26 protein-coding genes, 1 tRNA gene and 2 riboswitches are annotated in these 20,392 nt (G+C 47.5%); of the genes, 19 read left to right on the top strand and 8 right to left on the bottom strand.

The features are described 5' to 3' along the window. Nucleotides 1–63: 63 nt before the first annotated feature. From CYJ37_RS13865 to CYJ37_RS13855, 3 genes are all read left to right on the top strand, one after another. Nucleotides 64–1,251 carry a M14 family metallopeptidase gene (locus tag CYJ37_RS13865; protein ID WP_022544185.1) on the top strand — a complete coding sequence of 396 codons (1,188 nt, stop codon included), beginning with the start codon at nt 64–66 and terminating at the stop codon, nt 1,249–1,251. Between the two features lie 122 nt (nt 1,252–1,373). Beyond that, nucleotides 1,374–2,537 (top strand): hypothetical protein, encoded by a 1,164-nt coding sequence (locus tag CYJ37_RS13860; RefSeq protein WP_101550295.1) that lies wholly within the window; start codon nt 1,374–1,376, stop codon nt 2,535–2,537. A gap of 95 nt (nt 2,538–2,632) precedes the next feature. Further along, a complete protein-coding gene (locus CYJ37_RS13855) occupies nt 2,633–2,953 on the top strand; it encodes an MTH1187 family thiamine-binding protein (RefSeq protein WP_009794904.1) in 321 nt (106 codons plus the stop codon). 293 nt (nt 2,954–3,246) lie between these two features. Here the strand turns inward: CYJ37_RS13855 and CYJ37_RS13850 are convergent, their stop codons facing one another. Together CYJ37_RS13850 and CYJ37_RS13845 are read right to left on the bottom strand one after the other, a co-directional pair. Then, entirely contained in the window at nt 3,247–3,420 is a 174-nt protein-coding gene (locus CYJ37_RS13850; RefSeq protein ID WP_009794905.1) for a DUF2759 domain-containing protein, read from the bottom strand. An 83-nt stretch (nt 3,421–3,503) separates the two neighbouring features. After that, nucleotides 3,504–3,992: a hypothetical protein gene (locus CYJ37_RS13845; protein ID WP_009794906.1), complete on the bottom strand. Its 489-nt coding sequence runs from the start codon at nt 3,990–3,992 to the stop codon at nt 3,504–3,506. Nucleotides 3,993–4,102: 110 nt separating this feature from the next. On the opposite strand from CYJ37_RS13845, the gene CYJ37_RS13840 reads away from it, so the two are divergent. Beyond that, nucleotides 4,103–4,735, top strand: a complete 633-nt coding sequence (locus tag CYJ37_RS13840) for an MBL fold metallo-hydrolase (RefSeq protein WP_101550293.1) — start codon at nt 4,103–4,105, stop codon at nt 4,733–4,735. A gap of 27 nt (nt 4,736–4,762) precedes the next feature. Beyond that, nucleotides 4,763–5,827 (top strand): class I SAM-dependent methyltransferase, encoded by a 1,065-nt coding sequence (locus CYJ37_RS13835; protein WP_101550291.1) that lies wholly within the window; start codon nt 4,763–4,765, stop codon nt 5,825–5,827. A gap of 120 nt (nt 5,828–5,947) precedes the next feature. On the opposite strand, the gene CYJ37_RS13830 is transcribed toward CYJ37_RS13835, so the two are convergent. Both CYJ37_RS13830 and CYJ37_RS13825 read right to left on the bottom strand, forming a co-directional pair. Further along, nucleotides 5,948–6,193, bottom strand: a complete 246-nt coding sequence (locus tag CYJ37_RS13830; RefSeq protein ID WP_009794909.1) for a DUF2626 domain-containing protein — start codon at nt 6,191–6,193, stop codon at nt 5,948–5,950. An 84-nt stretch (nt 6,194–6,277) separates the two neighbouring features. Continuing rightward, complete coding sequence (locus CYJ37_RS13825) at nt 6,278–6,979, bottom strand: helix-turn-helix transcriptional regulator (protein WP_009794910.1); 702 nt, start codon at nt 6,977–6,979, stop codon at nt 6,278–6,280. A 200-nt stretch (nt 6,980–7,179) separates the two neighbouring features. Between CYJ37_RS13825 and CYJ37_RS13820 the strand changes: the two genes are divergently transcribed. Continuing rightward, complete coding sequence (locus CYJ37_RS13820; protein WP_009794911.1) at nt 7,180–7,560, top strand: Spx/MgsR family RNA polymerase-binding regulatory protein; 381 nt, start codon at nt 7,180–7,182, stop codon at nt 7,558–7,560. Between the two features lie 52 nt (nt 7,561–7,612). On the opposite strand, the gene CYJ37_RS13815 is transcribed toward CYJ37_RS13820, so the two are convergent. Next, nucleotides 7,613–7,684 (bottom strand) — tRNA-Gln (locus CYJ37_RS13815). Nucleotides 7,685–7,811: 127 nt separating this feature from the next. On the opposite strand from CYJ37_RS13815, the gene comGA reads away from it, so the two are divergent. The 10 genes from comGA to CYJ37_RS27300 all read left to right on the top strand — a co-directional run bounded on the left by comGA (nt 7,812) and on the right by CYJ37_RS27300 (nt 12,745). Continuing rightward, entirely contained in the window at nt 7,812–8,879 is a 1,068-nt protein-coding gene (comGA, locus tag CYJ37_RS13810) for a competence type IV pilus ATPase ComGA (protein ID WP_101550592.1), read from the top strand. Then, nucleotides 8,866–9,897, top strand: a complete 1,032-nt coding sequence (gene comGB, locus CYJ37_RS13805) for a competence type IV pilus assembly protein ComGB (RefSeq protein ID WP_101550289.1) — start codon at nt 8,866–8,868, stop codon at nt 9,895–9,897. The genes comGA and comGB overlap by 14 nt, the downstream gene beginning before the upstream one ends. Continuing rightward, complete coding sequence (comGC, locus tag CYJ37_RS13800) at nt 9,887–10,222, top strand: competence type IV pilus major pilin ComGC (protein ID WP_009794914.1); 336 nt, start codon at nt 9,887–9,889, stop codon at nt 10,220–10,222. The genes comGB and comGC overlap by 11 nt, the downstream gene beginning before the upstream one ends. Continuing rightward, nucleotides 10,215–10,652: a competence type IV pilus minor pilin ComGD gene (comGD, locus tag CYJ37_RS13795; RefSeq protein WP_101550287.1), complete on the top strand. Its 438-nt coding sequence runs from the start codon at nt 10,215–10,217 to the stop codon at nt 10,650–10,652. Before comGC ends, comGD begins: the two co-directional genes overlap by 8 nt. Next, nucleotides 10,639–10,959 carry a hypothetical protein gene (locus tag CYJ37_RS13790; protein ID WP_101550285.1) on the top strand — a complete coding sequence of 107 codons (321 nt, stop codon included), beginning with the start codon at nt 10,639–10,641 and terminating at the stop codon, nt 10,957–10,959. Before comGD ends, CYJ37_RS13790 begins: the two co-directional genes overlap by 14 nt. Then, complete coding sequence (gene comGF, locus CYJ37_RS13785) at nt 10,904–11,386, top strand: competence type IV pilus minor pilin ComGF (protein ID WP_022544181.1); 483 nt, start codon at nt 10,904–10,906, stop codon at nt 11,384–11,386. The genes CYJ37_RS13790 and comGF overlap by 56 nt, the downstream gene beginning before the upstream one ends. Then, on the top strand, nt 11,373–11,762 hold the full coding sequence (comGG, locus tag CYJ37_RS13780) for a competence type IV pilus minor pilin ComGG (protein ID WP_101550283.1): 390 nt from the start codon (nt 11,373–11,375) through the stop codon (nt 11,760–11,762). Before comGF ends, comGG begins: the two co-directional genes overlap by 14 nt. A gap of 15 nt (nt 11,763–11,777) precedes the next feature. Continuing rightward, nucleotides 11,778–12,278 (top strand): shikimate kinase, encoded by a 501-nt coding sequence (locus CYJ37_RS13775; RefSeq protein WP_094767070.1) that lies wholly within the window; start codon nt 11,778–11,780, stop codon nt 12,276–12,278. Between the two features lie 38 nt (nt 12,279–12,316). Next, a complete protein-coding gene (locus tag CYJ37_RS13770) occupies nt 12,317–12,511 on the top strand; it encodes a YqzE family protein (protein ID WP_009794920.1) in 195 nt (64 codons plus the stop codon). 72 nt (nt 12,512–12,583) lie between these two features. Beyond that, nucleotides 12,584–12,745, top strand: coding sequence for a hypothetical protein (locus CYJ37_RS27300; RefSeq protein ID WP_156917017.1), 162 nt, complete (start codon nt 12,584–12,586; stop codon nt 12,743–12,745). 58 nt (nt 12,746–12,803) lie between these two features. Here CYJ37_RS27300 and CYJ37_RS13760 read toward each other — a convergent pair whose 3' ends face one another. Together CYJ37_RS13760 and CYJ37_RS13755 are read right to left on the bottom strand one after the other, a co-directional pair. Beyond that, nucleotides 12,804–13,598, bottom strand: a complete 795-nt coding sequence (locus tag CYJ37_RS13760; protein WP_094767071.1) for a YqhG family protein — start codon at nt 13,596–13,598, stop codon at nt 12,804–12,806. After that, nucleotides 13,576–15,264 (bottom strand): DEAD/DEAH box helicase, encoded by a 1,689-nt coding sequence (locus tag CYJ37_RS13755; RefSeq protein WP_009794923.1) that lies wholly within the window; start codon nt 15,262–15,264, stop codon nt 13,576–13,578. The genes CYJ37_RS13760 and CYJ37_RS13755 overlap by 23 nt, the downstream gene beginning before the upstream one ends. A gap of 244 nt (nt 15,265–15,508) precedes the next feature. Continuing rightward, a riboswitch (glycine riboswitch) is annotated at nt 15,509–15,596 on the top strand. 3 nt (nt 15,597–15,599) lie between these two features. Next, nucleotides 15,600–15,677, top strand: a riboswitch (glycine riboswitch). 117 nt (nt 15,678–15,794) lie between these two features. On the opposite strand from CYJ37_RS13755, the gene gcvT reads away from it, so the two are divergent. The 3 genes from gcvT to gcvPB are packed head-to-tail and all read left to right on the top strand — an operon-like array spanning nt 15,795 to nt 19,718. Then, nucleotides 15,795–16,901 (top strand): glycine cleavage system aminomethyltransferase GcvT, encoded by a 1,107-nt coding sequence (gene gcvT / locus CYJ37_RS13750; protein WP_094767072.1) that lies wholly within the window; start codon nt 15,795–15,797, stop codon nt 16,899–16,901. Nucleotides 16,902–16,915: 14 nt separating this feature from the next. Beyond that, on the top strand, nt 16,916–18,262 hold the full coding sequence (gene gcvPA / locus CYJ37_RS13745; protein WP_101550281.1) for an aminomethyl-transferring glycine dehydrogenase subunit GcvPA: 1,347 nt from the start codon (nt 16,916–16,918) through the stop codon (nt 18,260–18,262). Then, entirely contained in the window at nt 18,255–19,718 is a 1,464-nt protein-coding gene (gene gcvPB / locus CYJ37_RS13740) for an aminomethyl-transferring glycine dehydrogenase subunit GcvPB (protein ID WP_101550279.1), read from the top strand. Before gcvPA ends, gcvPB begins: the two co-directional genes overlap by 8 nt. A gap of 226 nt (nt 19,719–19,944) precedes the next feature. On the opposite strand, the gene CYJ37_RS13735 is transcribed toward gcvPB, so the two are convergent. Continuing rightward, on the bottom strand, nt 19,945–20,328 hold the full coding sequence (locus CYJ37_RS13735) for a rhodanese-like domain-containing protein (protein ID WP_094767073.1): 384 nt from the start codon (nt 20,326–20,328) through the stop codon (nt 19,945–19,947). Between the last annotated feature and the right edge of the window lie 64 nt (nt 20,329–20,392).

Here is a 20,392-nt window from a genome sequence, read left to right as displayed (position 1 = left end):
TATAGACCGTAATGATGGGCCTCTTTCTGTCATACATATGAGAAGATGGAAAGGGGGATCTTCATGAAAGTAGCAGTCCGATCAGGCGATACGCTTTGGTATTACAGCAGTCTTTTTATGGTTCCAGCAGGGCTTTTGGCTGACTCCAACCCTGGGGTGGATCCGGCAATGCTGCAAATCGGCCAGGAAATAGCGATTCCCGGCTTTACTGTACAATCCTATATAATCCGCGAAAATGATACCTTCTGGAAAATAAGCGCGTCCCGCAGCCTTTCAGTGGATGCGCTGCTTCTCCTGAACCAGGATGTCAATCCAAACAGGATACAGCCCGGAGAGGAAATACTGATTCCTGTGAGGGCCGTTTCCCCAGTCGTAAATGGGCGGATAAAATATACATTTGACCAGCTTGAAAATGATATCAGGGAGCTTGCCGACATCTTTCCCTTCATAAAGATAGGTTCAGCAGGGGAAAGCGTCCTCGGGAAAACCCTATATGAAATCAGGCTCGGCAATGGGAGCAAGAAGGTGCACCTGAATGCTTCATTCCATGCCAATGAATGGATCACATCATCTGTATTAATGCTCCAACTAAACACATTCCTGCTATCTCTAACCAACAGCACGCCCATAAGGGGCATCAGCACACTTCCTTTATATGATTCAGTCGATCTATCCATCGTACCGATGGTAAACCCGGATGGGGTAAACCTGGTCCTGGAAGGGCCTCCCGGAGGAATGGAAGCAGAACTGGCAGAAATCAACAGGGGCAGCACAGATTTTACAGGCTGGAAAGCCAATATCCGGGGAGTGGACCTGAACAATCAATTTCCCGCCAAGTGGGAAGTAGAAAAAGAGCGGACAGAAGAAAAGGCTCCTGCACCAAGGGATTTTCCAGGGACTGCCCCTTTAACAGAGCCAGAGGCTCAGGCGATGGCAGCACTTGCAAGGGAGCGGGAATTTGGAAGGATTCTTGCCTATCATACCCAGGGAGAGGAGTTCTATTGGGGATATGAGGGTCTGGAACCGCCTGAATCTGCCGCGCTTGCCAGCGAGTTTGCAAGGGTAAGCGGCTATGAGGCCATCCAGTATGTGGACAGTTTTGCAGGATACAAGGATTGGTTTATAAAAGAATTCCAGAGGCCCGGTTTCACGATCGAACTGGGAAAAGGGATCAACCCGCTTCCGTTGTCGCAGTTTGATGAAATATATGAAGAGACGCTCGGTATCTTCCTCGCTTCCATATATATGTAATTCACATATTCGCCGATTATCGGTTTAAAAATTTTTGTTATTAAAATATAATATATTTGTAATATAAAAGATAAATTTACTTGAAACCATTTATGGCTCAGAAGGGAAAAAGGATGTGTGGAATGAAACATGAAGACTCTCACCCATTTTTTAAGTTTTTAGGCCCATTCCTGTTTATATTTGCTTTATCCACACTCATCCTATTCGGGTGCAGCCCCGAGCCTGCCAGCCGGGATGGCGGGGAAAATGGGAAAGGTCATTCGGCCCAGACAGCTGGCAAGGGGCAGGGAGACCAGGAAGAAAAATTTAAGGTGAAGCCTGTAACCGTCGAAGAGGGGGAAATCCAGTCCATCAACGGATGGGTTGGAAAGAACATACTTGCCTTTACTGTTGCGGAACAGGAAGGAACAAAAGTGATTACCCATAATATTAAAACAGGGAAGCAGCAAACAATCTATGAGGATGAGGAACCGATTGCGGCTGTAACAGTCAGCCCATCAGGGAAATATCTGCTCATCCAGTCACCGCAGGCCGGCAATGAAAGCACCCTTACCATCATTGATCATGAAGGAGCCCAATTAGCTGAAGAAACGATGGAGCTGTATGAGCTTGCAGTTGAATGGAATCCTTTTGATGAGAACAGCCTCCTGCTCTCTGTGTTTAATGAGGATTGGGAATTCCAGGTTTACCATTTTCAAATCAGCGGGAATCTGCTTGAAAAAATCGGATTGCCAGAGCCTTTTGCCCAATGGATATCCAAGGACGATTTGTTTTATCTGGATTGGAGTGAGCAAAGCCCTTCTCTCTTTGCTCCTATGAAAACGATGGGGCTTTTGAATGGAGAGGCCAAAACTGTCCTTGATGATCTGATTAAAGCAGAAGCGTTGCCTGAAGGGATAGTGGCGCTTTCTGTCGATCAGGAACAGGAAGGGATGGCTGAGTATACCTTCTATGACGGGGGCTTCCGGCGTGTATCTTCTTTTTCGATGCCTCATTTAACAAGATATTCAGATTGGCTGGTTCCTTACTATGCATACGATCAATCCGCCGGTCATTTTTATACCTTTGAACCGCTCTACAGTACAGAAGCAGATGCATACGCAGAAGGTTTCAGGCTGATCAGCTACAGTCCTGATGAACAGATAAAGGATACCATTTTCGAGGAGATGGAAAACGAGCCTTTGAGCTGCGCTCCCGAAGGCAGCTGGTGCCTGTACGGGTTTTATTTTGAAAAGCTTCTGAATATGGCTGATAAAACAACGGTTGATCTTGTGAAAAAAGAATAGTTTTCCCTTTTGTTTATAAAAGGAAAGGTCTACAATACAAAATGAATCCTCTATGCGCTATAGAGGCTTTGAATAAGATTGAAAGAGTGATGTAAGTGGCTATTGCAGATGTAACAATCATTCCGATCGGAACTGGTTCGCCAAGTGTCAGTGCATATGTGGCAGATATTCAAAGAGTCCTGCAGAAGTTTGAAAGCGAAGGGCTGATCAGGTTTGAGCTGACCCCTATGAGCACGCTTATTGAAGGAGAGCTGCCGGATTTATTCAAGGTTATCGAAGCCATGCATGAAGTGCCGTTTGAAAAAGGCCTTGCACGTGCTGCAACCAACATCCGTATTGATGACAGGCGGGATGTTGCAAGAAAGATGGAAGACAAGGTGGCGAGGGTGCAAAGCCGCCTGGAGGGATTGGAATAACAGAGTAACAGGGCTGCATAAAGCAGTCCTGTTTTTTTGTAAGGAAATTATAAATTGTAAGTCTTGTGGGTTATTATCAATTCTTGATCAACGTCCAGCAGCTGAGCCGAGGTCACAATCCAAACCTCAAAAAAGGCAAAGAACGCCTTTCTGGGAGGTTCGTCTAGAGGCCCCCGGGATGAGGGTCGTGCAGATGTTGCCACAGGCCGTGGCGTTCTTAGTCTGCGTTCTTTAAGGTGATCAAAGTGAAAATAAAAAAAGCTTGCTGCAGGGCAGAAGCTTTTTTCAATGCATTAGTGTGCCGCCGGAAAACCGTGGTGGATAAGGGTCATAACTGCAAACCAGCCGAAAACGGCAAAAGAGCCTCCTCCGAACACAATTCCCAGGAGATTCTTATTTTTAAGCGCAGAGAAGGTGCCGTATGCTGCAAGCAATGAAACTAAAGCAAAGACAATGACCAAGCCCATGTTGAAAAGCCCCCTTTATCGTATGATCAGATTAGTAAAATCTGTATGTAAGTAATGGTTTACATTCGTTATTATTATATATTTTATATACCCAATTTGTCGAGGTCTAAAAATGACACTTCTATGTCGTATGCCCTTGCAATCCCTAAAGCCAGCTCCTCCAGGTGTACCCCGATAAAATAAACGCGCCCGCACGTGAGAGAAGACGATGCAGCCAGATGCTCTTCAAATTGCAGCAGGGCCATCTCCCGCTGGGCCGCCTCCCCGGCTGTTATGGCAAATGGACGAACAAGCTCCATCCAAAGATAATATTCCCCATTTTCTGAAATGGTTCCGCAATCATCAAAATGTTCCCCCATAATGGCATCTTCCAGGTATATGAGGAGGTGCCGGTCTTCGAACAGATGCCCTTCTTTCAGCAAAAAGACCGCTGTCTCCCTATCCTGTTCAGATTCGAACAAATATAGGGTGCCCGCTGTATCCTTCAGGCTTGTTTCATTTCTGAGCAGCAGATCAAACTCAGGCAATTCCCCGATAAGGCTTGAAGCCTCAGCAGCATAAAAAATCTTCAATTCAGCATCCCCCCGGTTTATTTTTATCCTCTGTATGCAATCAGCTTTAGGTGGTATTAGTAATAGTGTAAAATATACATAAATAAATGTTCAACTGGAGGCTTTATATAATGGAGTGGAAACAGATACCTTTAGGACCGATTCAGACAAACAGCTATGTTCTCTCAAGAGAGGATGGAACCTGCCTGATTATAGATCCGGGTGGTGAAGCGTCAAAGCTGGCAGGGTATATTAAGGGCAATAAGCTGAAGCCGCTTGCTGTCCTGCTGACACATGCCCATTTTGATCATATTGGTGCATTGGATGAAATCAGGGAAGAATTCGGCTGTCCTGCTTATCTTCATAAAAAGGAATCCTCATGGCTGCGTGATCCTTCCCTGAACGGCTCACAGTTTTTCAGGATGGGCAAGGTCACTGCCAAGCCTGCGGATAATCTTCTTGCAGGAGATCAGGAAATGAAAATCGGCGCGTTTTCGTTCCAAATTATTGAGACGCCCGGCCATTCGCCTGGAAGTGTTTCATTCTACTTTCCGGAAGCAAGCCTGGTAGCTTCAGGTGATGCTTTGTTCAGCGGAAGCATAGGAAGGACAGACCTTCCCAGCGGAAACCAGGAAAAGCTGCTGAAGAGCATCCACGACAAGCTTCTGGTACTGCCGGAGGATACCCTGGTCCTCTCCGGCCACGGGCCTGCCACTTACATTGGACAGGAAATGGATTCCAATCCATACCTTAATGGATTCTGAGCTATCAAGTAAAGGCGGGGATGAAGGGTGCTGGAACTTTTGACTGAAATCATCAGCCGCAGCCCATCGGGAAGGATAACGGCTGAGCAATTTATGGATATCGCACTATACGACGAAAATAAAGGCTATTATATGGTACCCAAGCCGAAAATCGGGTGTAACGGGGATTTTATCACCACATCAAATATTTCTGATATATATGGAAGGGCGGTAGCCAAATGGTACTTCCGCCAAACGCAGGAGCGGGGACTCCCTTCCCATGTCTGTGAAATCGGGGCAGGGGACGGCCGTTTTGCTTCAGCATTCATTGACGAGTGGAATAAACTGTCCGGGGATCCTGTCACATATTTTGTCAAAGAAGAAAGCCCATATCATAAAGGCCTGCAGTCTTCTCTTATAGGAGCCCGTGTGCAGCAGGTCGATTCTCTCGAGGAACTTAAGCCTTTTTGCGGTTTGATTTTTTCTAATGAATTATTCGATGCCCTGCCGGTCAGAGTGGTTGAAAAACAGCAGGGGCGTATGATGGAAGTTATGGTAGCAATGGAAAGCGGGGAGCTCAAGGAAGAAGCTGTTCCCCTTGAGGATCCTTCTGTGCTGTCCTACATAAGGGAAAACGGTTTAAAGCTAAAAGAAAATCAGCGACTGGAAATCCCTTTAAGGATGATTGGATTAATATCTTCCATTTCTGAAATGCTTCAGAAGGGGATTGTCCTGACTGTGGATTATGGATATACAGATGAAGAATTGATGGACCCTGCCAGGAAAAGAGGAAGCTTGAGGGGCTATTCCAATCACAGGCTGATCGAGGACTTCTTGCGCAGCCCCGGCAAAATGGACATAACAAGCCATGTCCATTTCGATTCTTTTATCCGTGAGGGAGAGAAGCGGGACTTGAAATTTGAAGGGAAGTACAGGCAGGATGAATTCCTACTTTCCTGCGGCATCCTGGAGGATCTGCTAAATCATGACGATCCTGATCCCTTTTCTGCAGCCAGCAGGCGGAACCGGGCGATCAGGCAGCTGATCCTGCCTTCCGGGATGAGTGCTGCCTTTCATAGCATCGTGCAGACGAAAGGGCTGGGTGAAGGATAGAAAGAGTGCAAGTGCCTTGCTTCGTTAAGGAACGCAGCTGTGGACAGTAATCGGAGTTATATAATTTTACTTGAAATAAAAAAAGCGATGGGAATTCCATCGCTTTTTCTTTTGCGCACCTTAGTGCCCACCGGCTCCTGGGGTCATCATAAAAGTTGACCAGTAGGTGAAGCCAACAAAGAAAACGGTTAAATAAGCGCCAAAAATATAAATATACATACGTTCGGAAAGCTTTAAATAGCTTAGAAGCAGGAAAAATCCTGTTTGGCCGAAGAAGATTAGAGACGTTGTATACATGTCCCCCAAGAAGAACATGACAGCAAAAATGCCCGTCCAGAATCCCAATACTCTGTACATGCGATCCATATGTATCCCTCCTTTAAAGCAAGCAGTTCAATCACTACCATATTATAAAGTAATTCTTATTAAAAAGTAAACAACTCTTTGCTGTTACTTTGTAACCGCTGCATAGTATGAGCACGATTTACAGTTATTCATCATATTTTCCGTTTCAGCCAGTTCGGCAGAAGGAAAAAGTGCGCTGAGCATCCCTTGCAGGTATTCGAAGTGCATGTCGCACACATCTGCCGGATGTTTGGCTGCCACCTCTTTAAAAGGGCAGTTGTAAATTTGGAAGTATATTTTAGTTTTTTCCGGATTCATGCTGAACTCCGGGAAAAAACCGGCCGCCATGGCCGCACCCTTAAGCAAGAAGAATCTTTCGTCAAAAGAAAGGTCTTCCTCTTTTTTTTCCTGCCTGTTCAATTCTTGTATAAGGAGCTCCCTGCCAAATTTTCTTCCGGTCTCCTTCAGGGCTTTTTTGCCGGCATCACCGAGGCCCATCATTGATTCAATGCAGATTCTTGCAAGCAGCTGAAAATCCCGGAAAGGGAAATTCATCTGGATCAATTCATCGGAGAGCTTATAGTGCCTGCTTGGCCTTCCCCCTTTTCCCGTCTTGCCGGATTTGGAAACCAATAAACCGGCATCTTCCAATTTAGACAGATGCAGGCGGGCAACATTCGCATGAATGCTGAAGTTTTCAGCAATCTCCTGGACAGTGACGTCGCTGTGCTTCTTTGTTATGAACTGATAAATATGATAGCGGGTTGGATCTGCCAGCACATTTGTCACCTTTAACGTTTGATCCATTTCATCACCTCCACCGATCCAATTCCATTATAATACAGCGGCAGCAGAAACAGGTAAGGCAAAAATGAATGTTAGAAAAAAGTTCACAAAAAAGTATTAAATAAGGAGTGTAAAATACTGTACAAAGGTTATACAAATGATGTACAATTCATTTAACAACAAACTAACTAACTAAAAAACCAGAAAAGTGAGGGATAAAAATGAATGAACTGACTTTCTTCACGTACCCGAGCTGTACATCATGCCGAAAGACCAAAAGCTGGCTCAAGGCAAACTCAATCGACTTTTCAGAAAGGCATCTGTTCCGCGAAACTCCATCCAGCAAAGAACTGCTTGAGATCCTGTCTTTGACAACAGAAGGTCTTGATGAGGTTCTGGCCACCCGCAGCAGCACCTTTAAAAATCTGAACATTGATGTGAATGAACTCTCCCTGTCAGAGGTTGTCAAAATGATCGTGGAAGAGCCGAAGCTGCTGAGAAGGCCCATTCTGACTGACGGGAAAAAGCTGGTTGTCGGCTATAATCCCGATGCTTTAAAGGGGATTGCCAGCAGGAAAGAACCGCTGAAGCTGAGCAGTTGAACAGAAAAAGGGGAATCAGCCATGCTGATTCCCCTTTTTCTGCCTTCTGAAACTGGGCTAGCTGGATTCGAACCAACGCATGACGGAGTCAAAGTCCGTTGCCTTACCGCTTGGCTATAGCCCAATGCTGCTGTGTAAAAATAGTATATGGAAAAACGGAAGTCCTATGCAAAAAAAATAAAAATATCAGGAGGACATTTGCAGGAACTGTCGAAATAAGTAGTATCCCAAAGAAAGGCGGTGTTATATGGTTGAGTAAAATTGAAAGATTGGCCGACAGTATCGTATGTGATGCGGTCAGGAGAAATGCCTCGGATATCCACATCCTCCCGCGCAGGCATGATACCCTGATCCAGCTCAGGATCGCTGACAGGCTCTTATCGCGGCAGGTTCTGCCGACTGATGACTGTGAGAGGCTGATTGCGCATTTCAAGTTCTCTGCTTCAATGGATATCGGCGACCGCAGGCGCCCGCAAAGCGGCGCGTATTCGCTGGAGATTGATCAGAAGCTGATCGGCCTCCGATTGTCCACCCTTCCTTCTTCCCATCATGAAAGTCTGGTCATCCGCATCCTTCCCCAGGAAGACAATATCCACATTTCAAAGATCTCCCTGTTTCCGGCTATGTCGAATAAGCTCCTGGCACTGCTGAAGCATGCCCATGGGCTGGTCCTGTTTACCGGGCCGACCGGCAGCGGAAAAACAACTACCCTTTATTCCCTCCTGCATGAAACTTCATCCTTATTCAAAAGAAATGTCATCACGCTTGAGGATCCGATCGAGAAGGACAGCGACCTCGTACTTCAGGTGCAGGTAAATGAAAAGGCGGGGGTGTCATATGCTTCAGGGCTGAAGGCCATCCTGAGGCATGATCCGGACATCATTATGGTCGGTGAGATACGCGATGCGGAGACAGCTGAAATTGCCGTACGGGCAGCGCTGACAGGCCATCTTGTGCTGAGTACGATGCACACCAGGGATGCCAAGGGTGCTATATACCGGCTTTGTGAGTTCGGGGTAGGATGGCAGGAAATTGAGCAGACCCTGATAGCTGTAACAGCGCAGCGTCTCGTGGAGCTGTCATGCCCGTATTGCAGCGGTACCTGTCCGCCTCACTGCCGGGGTGCCGCTGCGGGAAGAAGGGCGAGTGTGTTTGAATTATTGACAGGCAAAGCCCTTTCTGCGGTCATGAAGGAGGCAAGAGGGGAAGGGAGCGCCTATCAGTATCCTACTCTGAAGAATGCCATTCTCAAAGGAATTGCGCTGGGGTACATTAAGGAGGCTGAAATGGATCGGTGGGTGTATAATGAGGACTCGTAAATGGACCCTGGACGAACAGGCGGGATTCCTGAAGAGGACAGGCGAACTTCTGCAGAGGGGCTACCCGCTCAGCGAAGCAATCGAATCCCTGGCCTATCATCTGCCTGATTACAGAAAAGCAGCAATTTCAGATAGTCTCAATGATTTAAAAGAGGGCCATCCTTTTTACCGGGTCCTCACAAACCTCAAGTTCAACCCCACTTTGATCGGCTATGTCTATTTTGCCGAGCAGCATGGCGGCCTTGCAGAAGCCTTTATAGACGGAAGCGCTATCATGGAGAGAAGAAGCAAGGAAATCAGCAGCCTGAGAAAAATCCTCTATTATCCGCTGTTTCTGATGTCAGCCACATTTATTCTATTTTTCTTTGTCCAGCAGACGCTTCTCCCCAGATTTACTTCGCTTTTTTCTTCCATGGATTTAGACACAAATTTCTTTACTGAAGCGGTAATGCTTGCAGGGACCCTGTTCCCCATTTTTGCTGTCCTTTTCCTTGCCCTCGCTGCAGCTTCATTATTGTATTATTCTTTCAGGTTCAGGCATCTTCCCCAGATGGACCAGAAACGGCGCCTTGCCATGCTCCCTGCAGCCGGCCCACTGCTCCGGCTGTTTTATACCCAGTATTTCACGGCCCAGCTTGGCTATCTGCTAGGAGGGGGGCTCTCAGTCTCTGAGGCTCTCCTCTTATTCCAGCGAAATCCCCAGCAGCCTTTTTACAGTGAATTGGGGGAATCCATAAAAATCAGGCTCAGAACCGGGGAGAAACTGGATGATATTTTGTCCGGCTTTGCTTTTTTCCAGGAAGATCTGTGCCAAATCATCCGCCATGGCGAGAGAAACGGCAAGCTTGGACAGGAGCTGAGGTTTTACAGCATCCACTGCATGGAGGCATTCGAGCAGAAGGTCACTTCAGGCCTCAAAATCGTCCAGCCAGTATTATTCTCCCTCATCGGCGCCCTCGTGATTTCCATGTATCTGGCCGTGATGCTCCCCATGTTTCATTTACTAAATGGTTTATAAAGGAGATGAAATAGTGAAAAACGAAAAAGGTTTTACCCTTATTGAAATGATGATCGTCCTGCTTGTCATTTCTGTCCTGCTCATCATAACCGTGCCGAATATCACCAAGCATAATTCCAAGATCAACAGCAAAGGCTGCGAGGCTTACATCAAGATGGTCCAGGCCCAGGTCCAGTCATATGAGATAGAGCATAAACAGTATCCTTCGGGAGTAGAGGAGCTTGTAAGCGAGGGATATTTAAAAGAAGGCGAAACATCCTGTCCGAACGGCAGCAGCATCTCTATCAGTGCGGATGGGGAGGTCACGCAGCTGAATAATGGCTAAAGGTGAAGGTGGATTCACACTCGTTGAGACACTGCTTGTCTTCTCAATTTTTCTTCTGGTCTCTTCTCTGGCTGCTGTTTATATTGTCCCTCAGGCAAGCCGGCTTGAAAGCAGGCTGTTTTTGTCTCAGCTTCAATCAGACCTCTTTTTCGCACAGCAATATGCGATTTCCCGCCAGGAGACCATTTCCTTTTATATATTTCAGGACGAAAACCGTTATATCGCCACCCCGCCCAATTCTGCCGCTATTATCGACAGAAGCTATGAGGAGGATATCGCCATATACGAAGATACAATGAAGTTATCCTTCCGTTTTCTCCCAAGCGGGAATGTAAGCAGCTTCGGTTCACTGTATGCCGAAGCCGGCGGGGAAACATACAGGATCACGTTTTTAATAGGGAAAGGAAGGTTTTATATTGTTAAAGAATGAAGGCTTCTTTCTTGCGGAGCTTATCCTCAGCCTGTCTGCCTGGCTTGTTTCTGCCTGTGTGCTGTTTCCGCTGTTCCTCCATGCCTCAGACCAGGCGGAGGAACACAGAAAAAGCTCTGAAGCGGTGCAGGCCTTACATGAATATCTTCAGATGAAAGCTGCGGGATCGGCCCATTCTGTGCTTCACCATGAAGCCTATCCCATAGAGGAGATGGAATTGGATGGACTGAGTGTGGAGGTTTGTGTTCACTATGAGAAAAAGAACGGGAAACACGAAAGAATTTGTGACATTTATTTTAAGGAATAATGGCTTTACGCTGGCTGAGATGCTCTTCGGCTTTAGCATCTTCCTCATCATTGCTTCACTGCTCCCTCTTTCGCTCAGATACCTGGCTGATGGGGAAGCGTCGGAAATGAGGCTTCAAAGAATGGAATGGGAAATCTTTTCTGCACAGCTGAAAAAAGAGGTTCATATGAGCGTAAATATTGAAGTAAATGAAGGGCGGCTGACGCTTGCGGGGAGCGGTGAGTCTGTCAGCTTTGAAAGGTATGGCAGCAATCTAAGAAGGAGAGTCAACGGGCAAGGGCATGAAGTGGTTTTGCAGAATATCCAGGCGGCCTCGTTTTCCTTTCAGGGCAAGAGCCTTCTCGTAGAGGCGCAAAGCCGCAACGGGGAAAATTTTCACACAGTGATTGTGCCATTTATAGAGGTGAACCAGAATGCTCCGGAATGAAAAAGGGTTTGCTTTTCCTGTGTCTCTGAGCATTCTTCTGGCTTCCTGCTTATCGCTTCTTATCCTGCTGGGGCAGAATGTGTCAGAAGCAGAATTGCTGGACGAAAAAGAACAAATCCTCAAACAGGATTATTATTTGCTCAGCTCTGTCAAAAGGCTTGAGAGGCACCTGGCGGATGTGGAGGAGGATGAAACCCTCCAGCCTGGCAGCTTTATATTTAAAGAAGGGACTGTGACATATTCTATGACAGAACTGGCGGGCTCTCTCTTCGAAATCTCCTTTACCCTGGCGATAGAATCCCAGAAACCGATTGTTTCATATGCGTTTTATGACAGAGACCGCGGAAAAATGATAAAATGGACAGAAAAAAAGTGAACGGAGATCCGCCTGATGAATACAATCTACTTAATCGGCTTTATGGGAGCGGGGAAGACCACTGTCGGCAGAGAGCTTTCCTGTGCTCTTGGGAAGCCTGCGGTTGATATGGATGAGGAAATAGAAAAGGAAGCAGGCATCAGCATCAAGGAGATGTTTGCCCAGAAAGGCGAGGAATATTTCCGTAAGCTGGAAACGCAAATGCTGAAGCGTTTGTCGGCAAGGGACATCATCGTCACTACAGGGGGAGGTGTCGTCTTAAGGAAGGAAAACCGCGACCTTCTAAAAAACACCGGGACTGTCCTGTTCCTGCATGCCTCTCCTGAGGAAACAATTAAAAGGCTTGCTGCTGATACGGCACGTCCGCTGCTCGAGGGCGGGCTTGAACAGAAAGTAAAAGTTCTCTATCAATCGAGGCTTCCATTGTATAAGGAAGCTGCCGACCATATTATTGAGACTGATGGGAGGACAATCGGTTCCATCACGGCAGAAGCGCAGCTGTGTTTGAAAAGCTGACGGCCGGGACATACTTTGACTAAAGAGAGGTGTGTCCGATGAAAACCAATGATTATGTGAAATATGTCACCCAGACTTTTGTGAAGTATATGGACCAGCCGAAGGATGAGCGGAAAAAACAGAAGGAAAGCCGCAAGGATGAAAAAGAGCCGTTCCTATTCAAATGGTTCGGAATCATCCCATATGCACTGCTGGCTGGGCTGAAAAAAGGTAAAGCGGCAAAACGGCAATAGAAAAAGGCGTTATGAGGAGCCTGGCCTGAGAAATAGGAGTGTATGCTCCAGTCCGGCGGCGGGGAGTATGATATGCCGGAAATAAAAAAAGAGAAGTGCGGGCCGGGCCTGCACTTCTCTTTTTTTTCGGGAGATGAAGAAGTATATACTGGAAACTATCCAGGGGTGATGATAAGGAAGTACAGCCTTAAGATACTCCCTTATCTTGTACCAGCTTATGCTGCAGCAGGATAAGAGGAGCGGCGAATACCGGACAAGCATCGAAAATGTGTGAAAGCCATGCTGTTTCTGCCTAAACGGCCGTATCTGTCAGATAGAAAAGCCCTCCATTCACGATGCTGACATTGACTTTTGGCTCATATTGCTCCTGCAGGGCGGTTTTTTCATTTTCGTAGGTCTCGTTCCGTTCTTCCATATCTTCATAAAAATGTTCAAGCAGATCAAGATCCTTCTTCCATCGTTCCCTTGCCTCGTCAGCCCAGCCGTGCTCCTCTGAATCAATCTGCGACTTCAGGAATCCTTCGATCCTGCTGATGCCGCTCTTTGGCATGATCAGAGGCGACAATGTAAACGAATAGTCGGGGATCTTCGGTGTAAGCTGCAGCTGAAGCAGGCGGTCATGGAAGTTTTCAACCATTTGGCCATTGAGCAGCTGCAGACCGATCGATTTGAATACATCTCTTTTCCGGTCGCATTGATAAGAAATTTTTACATTCATGCAAAGCCACGGCCTTAAAGGCGTCTGCCTGCCCGGCGGGGAAGAATGCTGTTCGTACAGACGGATGTAGCCTGCAAGGCTCCGTGCTGATTGAAATATCTGATGCAGGCGCGGAGAACCGAAATGGATCGTTTCTCCCTTCAAGTCGGGAGGCGCAAGCTGCCGGTTAGTAATGAACGTCAGCTTCATCGGGTTCGGGATGCCTCCGGTTTTTTCAAGATAATGCCAGTAGAAAGGACGGTTCATCAGCTCTTTATCAAGCTCAATTGTCAGCTGGACTGTCATATAGCCGGGTCCCTCCTCAGTGATATCACAGCCGTTTGCGGTAAAATAGCGTGCCAGGAATTTACGTATTTCCTGCTGCTGCATGTGCGCCGCCCTCCTTCATTTCTTCAGCAAGCTGTATCATGCTATTCAAGTTCTCCATTTTGATTCTCATCTCTCCCTCTGAAGCCGATCTTCCAAAAATATCTGTCAGATGGTCCTCGATGCTTCCGAACTCAAGCTTGGCGAGGATATCATCAAGCTCCCCGATGACTTTTTCAAACAGATGAATCTTCTCATACAGCAATTTGAGAATATGTTCTTCAACAGTATCCTTGACTGCGAAATTATAAATCATCACATCTTTTTCCTGGCCCAAACGGTGGATCCTTCCGATTCTTTGTTCAAGGCGCATCGGATTCCATGGCAGGTCATAATTGATAATATGGTTGCAGAATTGGAGGTTGATCCCTTCACCTCCGGCCTCTGTCGCAATCAGGACCTGGACATTGTTCTTGAACAGCTCTCTCATCCAATCCTTCTTACCCCTTTTGAAACCGCCCCTGAAAGGGACAGAACTGATGCCGTGCTGCTTCAGGAACCATTGGAGGTAAAGCTGGGTCGCCCTGTATTCTGTGAAAATGATGACCTTATCGTCAATGCCTTTGATAAGCTCGAGCGCTTTTTCTGCTTTAGAATTTCTCTGAACCTTCTCCACTTTGCTGACCAGGAACTGAATCTGTTCCTGAAACATATCAGAAGGGGCCTCCTGCCTGGAAACCATATTGCGGAGCGTATAAAAGACTGCCTCCCGGCTGCTGCAGGCCTCGCGCTGCAGGGTCATGACGGAGAACTGGCTTGAATTGACCCAATCTCCTTCCCCTCTCAATTCTGTAACAGATTCGTACAGATCTCTTTCTTCCTTGGAAAATTCAATCGGGATGGTTTCTACATGCCGTTTTGTCCATTCAATCCCGGTATCAGCCCGCCTGTTCCGGATCATCACTTTATTGACCAGCTCTTTCAGGTGGGCATTGTCATCGAGCGAGCGTGAATCCTTCTTATACTTTTCATAAAAAGCTGTTTCATTACCCAGATGGCCAGGCTTCAAGAGAGAAACGAGGTTGAAAATCTCGCTTATCCTGTTCTGGATCGGTGTAGCAGTAAGGAGAAGGCAGAATTTCTTTTTCAGGCTCTGGACAAATTCATAGTTTTTCGTTTTGCTGTTTTTCAGCTTATGAGCTTCATCGATGATAATCAAATCATAATCAAGTGAAAAAATGATATCGCGGTGCGGATTCCTTTTGGCTGTGTCTATGGAAGATACCACCACATCGCACTGCTCCCACACATAAGCCTTGCGCTGGGCAACTGCCGGTATGTAGAATTTTGTGTTCAGCTCGATTTCCCACTGGGTAACAAGAGAGGCTGGAACCAGGATAAGGACTTTTTTCACGAGACCCCTAATCATATATTCTTTTAGTATCAGTCCCGCTTCAATTGTTTTTCCGAGCCCGACCTCATCGGCCAGTATCGCTTTTCCGTTCATATTCTCAACTACCTGCCTGGCAACTTCCAGCTGGTGGGGCAGCGGCGTCAGGTCCGGCAAGTGCCCCGGAGCCTGGAGGCCATTGAATTCGGGGATGATGGTATGCTGCTCGACCTCTGCAGCAAGTCTGTAAAGCTCCCAATTCCCCCAAGGTCCGTCATTGGATATTCTTGATAGAAACTCGGTTTGCCATGTAGAATCAAAATCGATCTGGACTGGCATGGTAAAACACTCCTTCGCTTGTAGTTAAGCCCCTCTTGGCAATGCCCCCGGGGAGTCCTGCGGGTAAAAAGAAGCGTCTCAAATTATATATTGCCCAATCTGAAATAGGATGGTAGGATGATAATAGCTTTGAATGTTTCGAAATTTGTCATTAAACAAATTTTGGCTCCGAACGGCCATCAGCAGCATGCTGCTGATTCTTCATTGAATAGTATGGCCATATTGGAAAAAATTATAAATGCGGATGAGAATAAGGGGAGAGACTGTGTATACAGCGCCGAAGGAGCAAGCATTCATGTGAATCTCTCAGGCAAAAGAACCCTTGTTGGACGCGGCTCTGGAGAGTGCTTCATTTAGGAAGCCACCAAAGGGGAAAACCGGTAAAAGGTAAACTTTCAGGTGCCAGGACAGAGACCCTCGTTAGGAACGGGGGATTTCTCTGTCCTTTTTTCGTGCCCAAAACCTTCAGGCGTTCAAGCCTTATGGTTAGCAATCTTGTATTTATTATTTGGATCAAGGGGGACAAGTGAATGTCGCAGCTAAAACGTACACCATTATATGAGGAATATCGGAAGCTTGGAGCAAAAACCATCGATTTTGGCGGCTGGGACCTGCCGGTGCAGTTCACTGGCATCAAAGATGAGCACGAAGCCGTAAGAACAAAAGCAGGCCTGTTTGATGTATCCCATATGGGAGAGATAGAAGTGAAAGGGCAAGCCAGCCAGGATTTTCTGCAAAAAATGATGACCAATGATATCTCCAAGCTCAAAAGCGGCGGTGCACAATATACCGCGATGTGCTATGAAAGCGGCGGCACTGTTGACGATTTGCTTGTGTATAAATTCGAGGATGATCACTATCTGCTGGTTGTCAATGCGGCAAACATAGAAAAGGATTATCAGTGGCTTGAGGATCATCTGATTGACGGCGCTGACATCAGGAATCTATCTGATCAGACTGCCCAGCTTGCTTTGCAGGGACCAGCAGCTGAAGGGATTCTCCAGAAGCTTGCAGGCGAAAAGGATCTAAGCGAAATTGGCTTTTTTAAATTCAGCAGTGACGTGGATCTGAATGGAAAGAAAGCGCTCGTTTCCCGCACCGGCTATACGGGCGAAGATGGATTCGAGATCTACTGCCATTCGGATGATGCCTCAAGCATCTGGAATGATATCCTTGAAGCCGGAAAAGAAGAAGGTGTGCTGCCTTGCGGGCTCGGCTGCCGCGACACCCTGAGGTTTGAAGCAAACCTTGCGCTGTACGGGCAGGAGCTGTCGCCAGACATTACCCCCCTTGAAGCCGGGATCGGTTTTGCTGTAAAGATTAATAAAGAAGCTGATTTCATCGGCAAGCCTGTCCTCAAGCAGCAAAAAGAAAATGGTGTGCCGAGAAAGCTGGTCGGGCTTGAAATGATTGACAGGGGAATCCCGCGCCACGGATATCCGGTGCTGGCGGATGGAGAGCAGGTCGGCGAAGTGACGACAGGCACACAATCACCGACCCTGAAGAAGAACATCGGCCTCGCCCTGATCAAGACCCAATATGCGGAGCTTGGCAATGAGGTAGAAGTTGAAATCCGCGGCAAACGGCTGAAAGCAGTTATAGCTGCCACACCTTTTTATAAAAGAGATAAGAAGTGACGGAGGGGAAAAACATGACGCATCGCTATCTGCCTATGACAGAAACAGACAAAAAGGAAATGCTTGAGAAGATCGGGGCAAGTTCGATTGATGAACTGTTCAGTGATATACCTGAAGCTGTTAGGTTTAAGGGAGAGTACAATATTAAACCGGCAAAGCCGGAAACGGCATTATTGAAGGAGCTTACCAAGCTGGCAGGAAAGAATGCCGACCTCAGGTCCAATTCATCCTTCCTCGGAGCCGGTGTCTATGATCATTATATGCCGGTGATTGTGGACCACGTCATTTCCCGCTCAGAATTCTATACGGCCTATACACCGTATCAGCCGGAGATTTCGCAGGGGGAGCTGCAGGCCATCTTTGAATTCCAGACGATGATCTGCGAACTGACTGGCATGGATGTAGCCAATTCTTCCATGTATGACGGCGGCACTGCCCTCGCTGAGGCAGCCATGCTTTCAGCTGGCCAGACGCGCCGCAAGAAAATCCTGATCTCCGAGGCTGTACATCCGGAATCGAAGGATGTTGTCAGAAGTTATGCAAAGGGGCAATATATTGAGGTTGTTGAAATTCCGCATAAGGACGGAATCACAGATATGGATGTGCTGAAAGAGCAGATGGACAGCGATACAGCTGCAGTCATTGTTCAATACCCTAACTTCTTCGGCCGCATAGAGCCGCTGAAAGAGCTTGAGGAAGTCATCCATGCCCAAAAATCCATGTTCGTTGTATCAAGCAATCCGCTTTCCTTGGGCGCATTAACGCCTCCAGGCAAGTTTGGCGCCGATATTGTGGCAGGGGATGCGCAGCCATTCGGGATCCCTACGGCATTCGGGGGACCTCATTGCGGTTATTTTGCCGTCACCTCCAAACTGATGAGAAAGGTGCCGGGCCGCCTTGTCGGGCAGACGATTGATGAAGAAGGCCGCCGCGGCTTCGTACTTACCCTTCAGGCAAGGGAACAGCATATCCGCCGTGATAAAGCGACTTCCAACATCTGCTCCAACCAGGCCTTGAATGCTCTTGCTGCATCTGTCGCCATGACAGCCCTCGGCAAAAAGGGAGTCAGGGATATTGCCGTCCAGAATATGCAGAAAGCCCGCTATGCCAGGGATCAGTTCAAGAAGGCCGGATTCGAGCTTGCCTTTGAAGGCCCGATCTTTAATGAATTTGTCGTAAAGCTGAATGCACCAGTCAAGGAGATCAATAAAAGCCTGCTCGATAAAGAAATCATCGGCGGCTATGATCTTGGCAGAAGCTATCGTTCACTGGAAAACCATATGCTGGTTGCCGTGACAGAGCTTCGCACGAAAGAAGAAATCGATACTTTTGTTAAAGAATTGGGGGATTACCATGCATAATCAAGACCAGCCGCTGATTTTTGAAATAAGCAAGCCAGGCCGCACAGGCTACAGCCTGCCGGAACTCGATGTACCTGAAGTGGATGTGGCTGAATTGCTGCCTGAAGGATACCTGCGTGAAGAAGAGCCTGAGCTTCCGGAAGTGTCGGAATTGGACATCATGAGGCACTATACTGCTCTCTCAAAAAGGAATCATGGCGTGGATTCAGGTTTTTATCCGCTGGGATCATGCACAATGAAATACAATCCGAAGATCAATGAAAATGTAGCACGCTTTAACGGTTTTGCCCATATTCATCCCCTGCAGGAGGAAAGCTCTGTCCAGGGTGCATTGGAGCTGATGTATGACCTTCAGGAGCATTTGATTGAGATTACCGGAATGGACGAAGTGACGCTGCAGCCGGCAGCAGGTGCACACGGGGAATGGACAGGGCTGATGATGATCAGGGCTTTCCATGAATCCAATGGCGACACCGGCAGGACAAAGGTTATTGTCCCGGATTCAGCCCACGGGACAAATCCGGCATCAGCAACGGTCGCCGGCTTTGAAACCGTCACCGTTAAATCGAATGAGAACGGCCTAGTAGACCTTGAGGATCTGCGCCGGGTAGTCGGATCCGATACAGCGGCCCTGATGCTGACGAACCCGAACACGCTTGGACTGTTTGAAGAAAACATTCTTGAAATGGCAGAGATTGTGCATGATGCCGGCGGCAAGCTTTATTATGACGGTGCCAACCTGAATGCGGTCCTTTCCAAAGCGCGCCCTGGAGATATGGGATTCGATGTTGTCCATCTGAATCTCCATAAAACATTCACAGGACCTCACGGAGGGGGAGGACCCGGGTCAGGTCCGGTCGGCGTCAAGAAAGACCTGATACCCTATCTGCCTAAACCGATCGTTGCTAAGCGCGGTGAGGAATTTGTCCTTGATTATGACCGACCGCAATCGATTGGAAGGGTCAAACCGTATTATGGAAACTTCGGCATCAATGTGCGCGCTTATACTTATATCCGCACAATGGGGCCGGACGGCTTGAAAAATGTCACCGAATTCGCAGTCCTGAATGCGAATTATATGATGAGGCGCCTGGCGGAATACTACGATCTGCCATTCGACAGGCACTGCAAGCATGAGTTTGTACTCAGCGGCAAGCGCCAGAAAAAGCTTGGAGTCAGAACGCTTGACATTGCGAAGCGCCTGCTCGACTTCGGCTATCATCCGCCTACCATCTACTTCCCGCTGAATGTAGAAGAATGCATCATGATCGAGCCGACTGAAACAGAATCAAAAGAAACACTGGACAGCTTCATTGAAGCCATGATCCAGATTGCCAGGGAAGCGGAGGAAAATCCTGAAATCGTGCAGGAAGCGCCGCATACGACGGTCATCGGCCGCCTGGATGAGACCCTGGCTGCAAGAAAACCGGTCCTCCGGTATATGAAAGAAGCTTAAGTTTTATGGCATTGAGGGGCGAAACACGGCATCAGCGCTGTGCTTCGCCCTATCTCTTTTGGCTTAGTATGTTCCCTGCTGATTTTGGGCACATTCGTGTGAAACTCTGTTTCTAACGCATATTTATTCTTGAAATGGAGTAATGCTTCATATGATCACACGGAAAAAGGGTCCCGCCTTAAGGCTGGACCCTTTCTTGCTCATGTATAGAAGGGAAGTGCTTCCCTTATTTCTTCGCTTTAATTTTGCCTGACCATTTTTTGAAGCCGCCCTGCAGCTGGTGGAGATCTTTATAGCCTCTGCGGTATAAAAACTGGGCTGCACGTCCGCTGCGCATCCCGCTTTGGCAGTACAGATACACAGGCTTGTCCGGACGGATTTCCTTCATGCGCATTTTCATCTGGGATAACGGGATATTTCTGGAGCCGAGGATATGGCCGGCATCGAATTCATTCGGCTCCCGGACATCAATCAGCTGAGCCTTCCGGTATCCTGCACGGAATTCATCCTCTGTCAGGGTCTTGACGACTTTGCGCTGATAGAGCCATGTAACGACAGAGTAGGTAACAAAGCCCCCGATAATGATTAAAAGAATATAAAGTGTATCCAATGTGACTTCTCCTTTCACGTATAGCTACGCCAGCTTTTATTATATAAGCCGGCAGGCGTGTGAG

It is taken from the genome of Bacillus sp. UMB0728, assembly GCF_002858875.1.
In the GTDB taxonomy this organism is placed as follows: Bacteria; Bacillota; Bacilli; order Bacillales; family Cytobacillaceae; genus Bacillus_AB; species Bacillus_AB infantis.
This window is presented reverse-complemented; position numbering and strand designations above follow the sequence as displayed.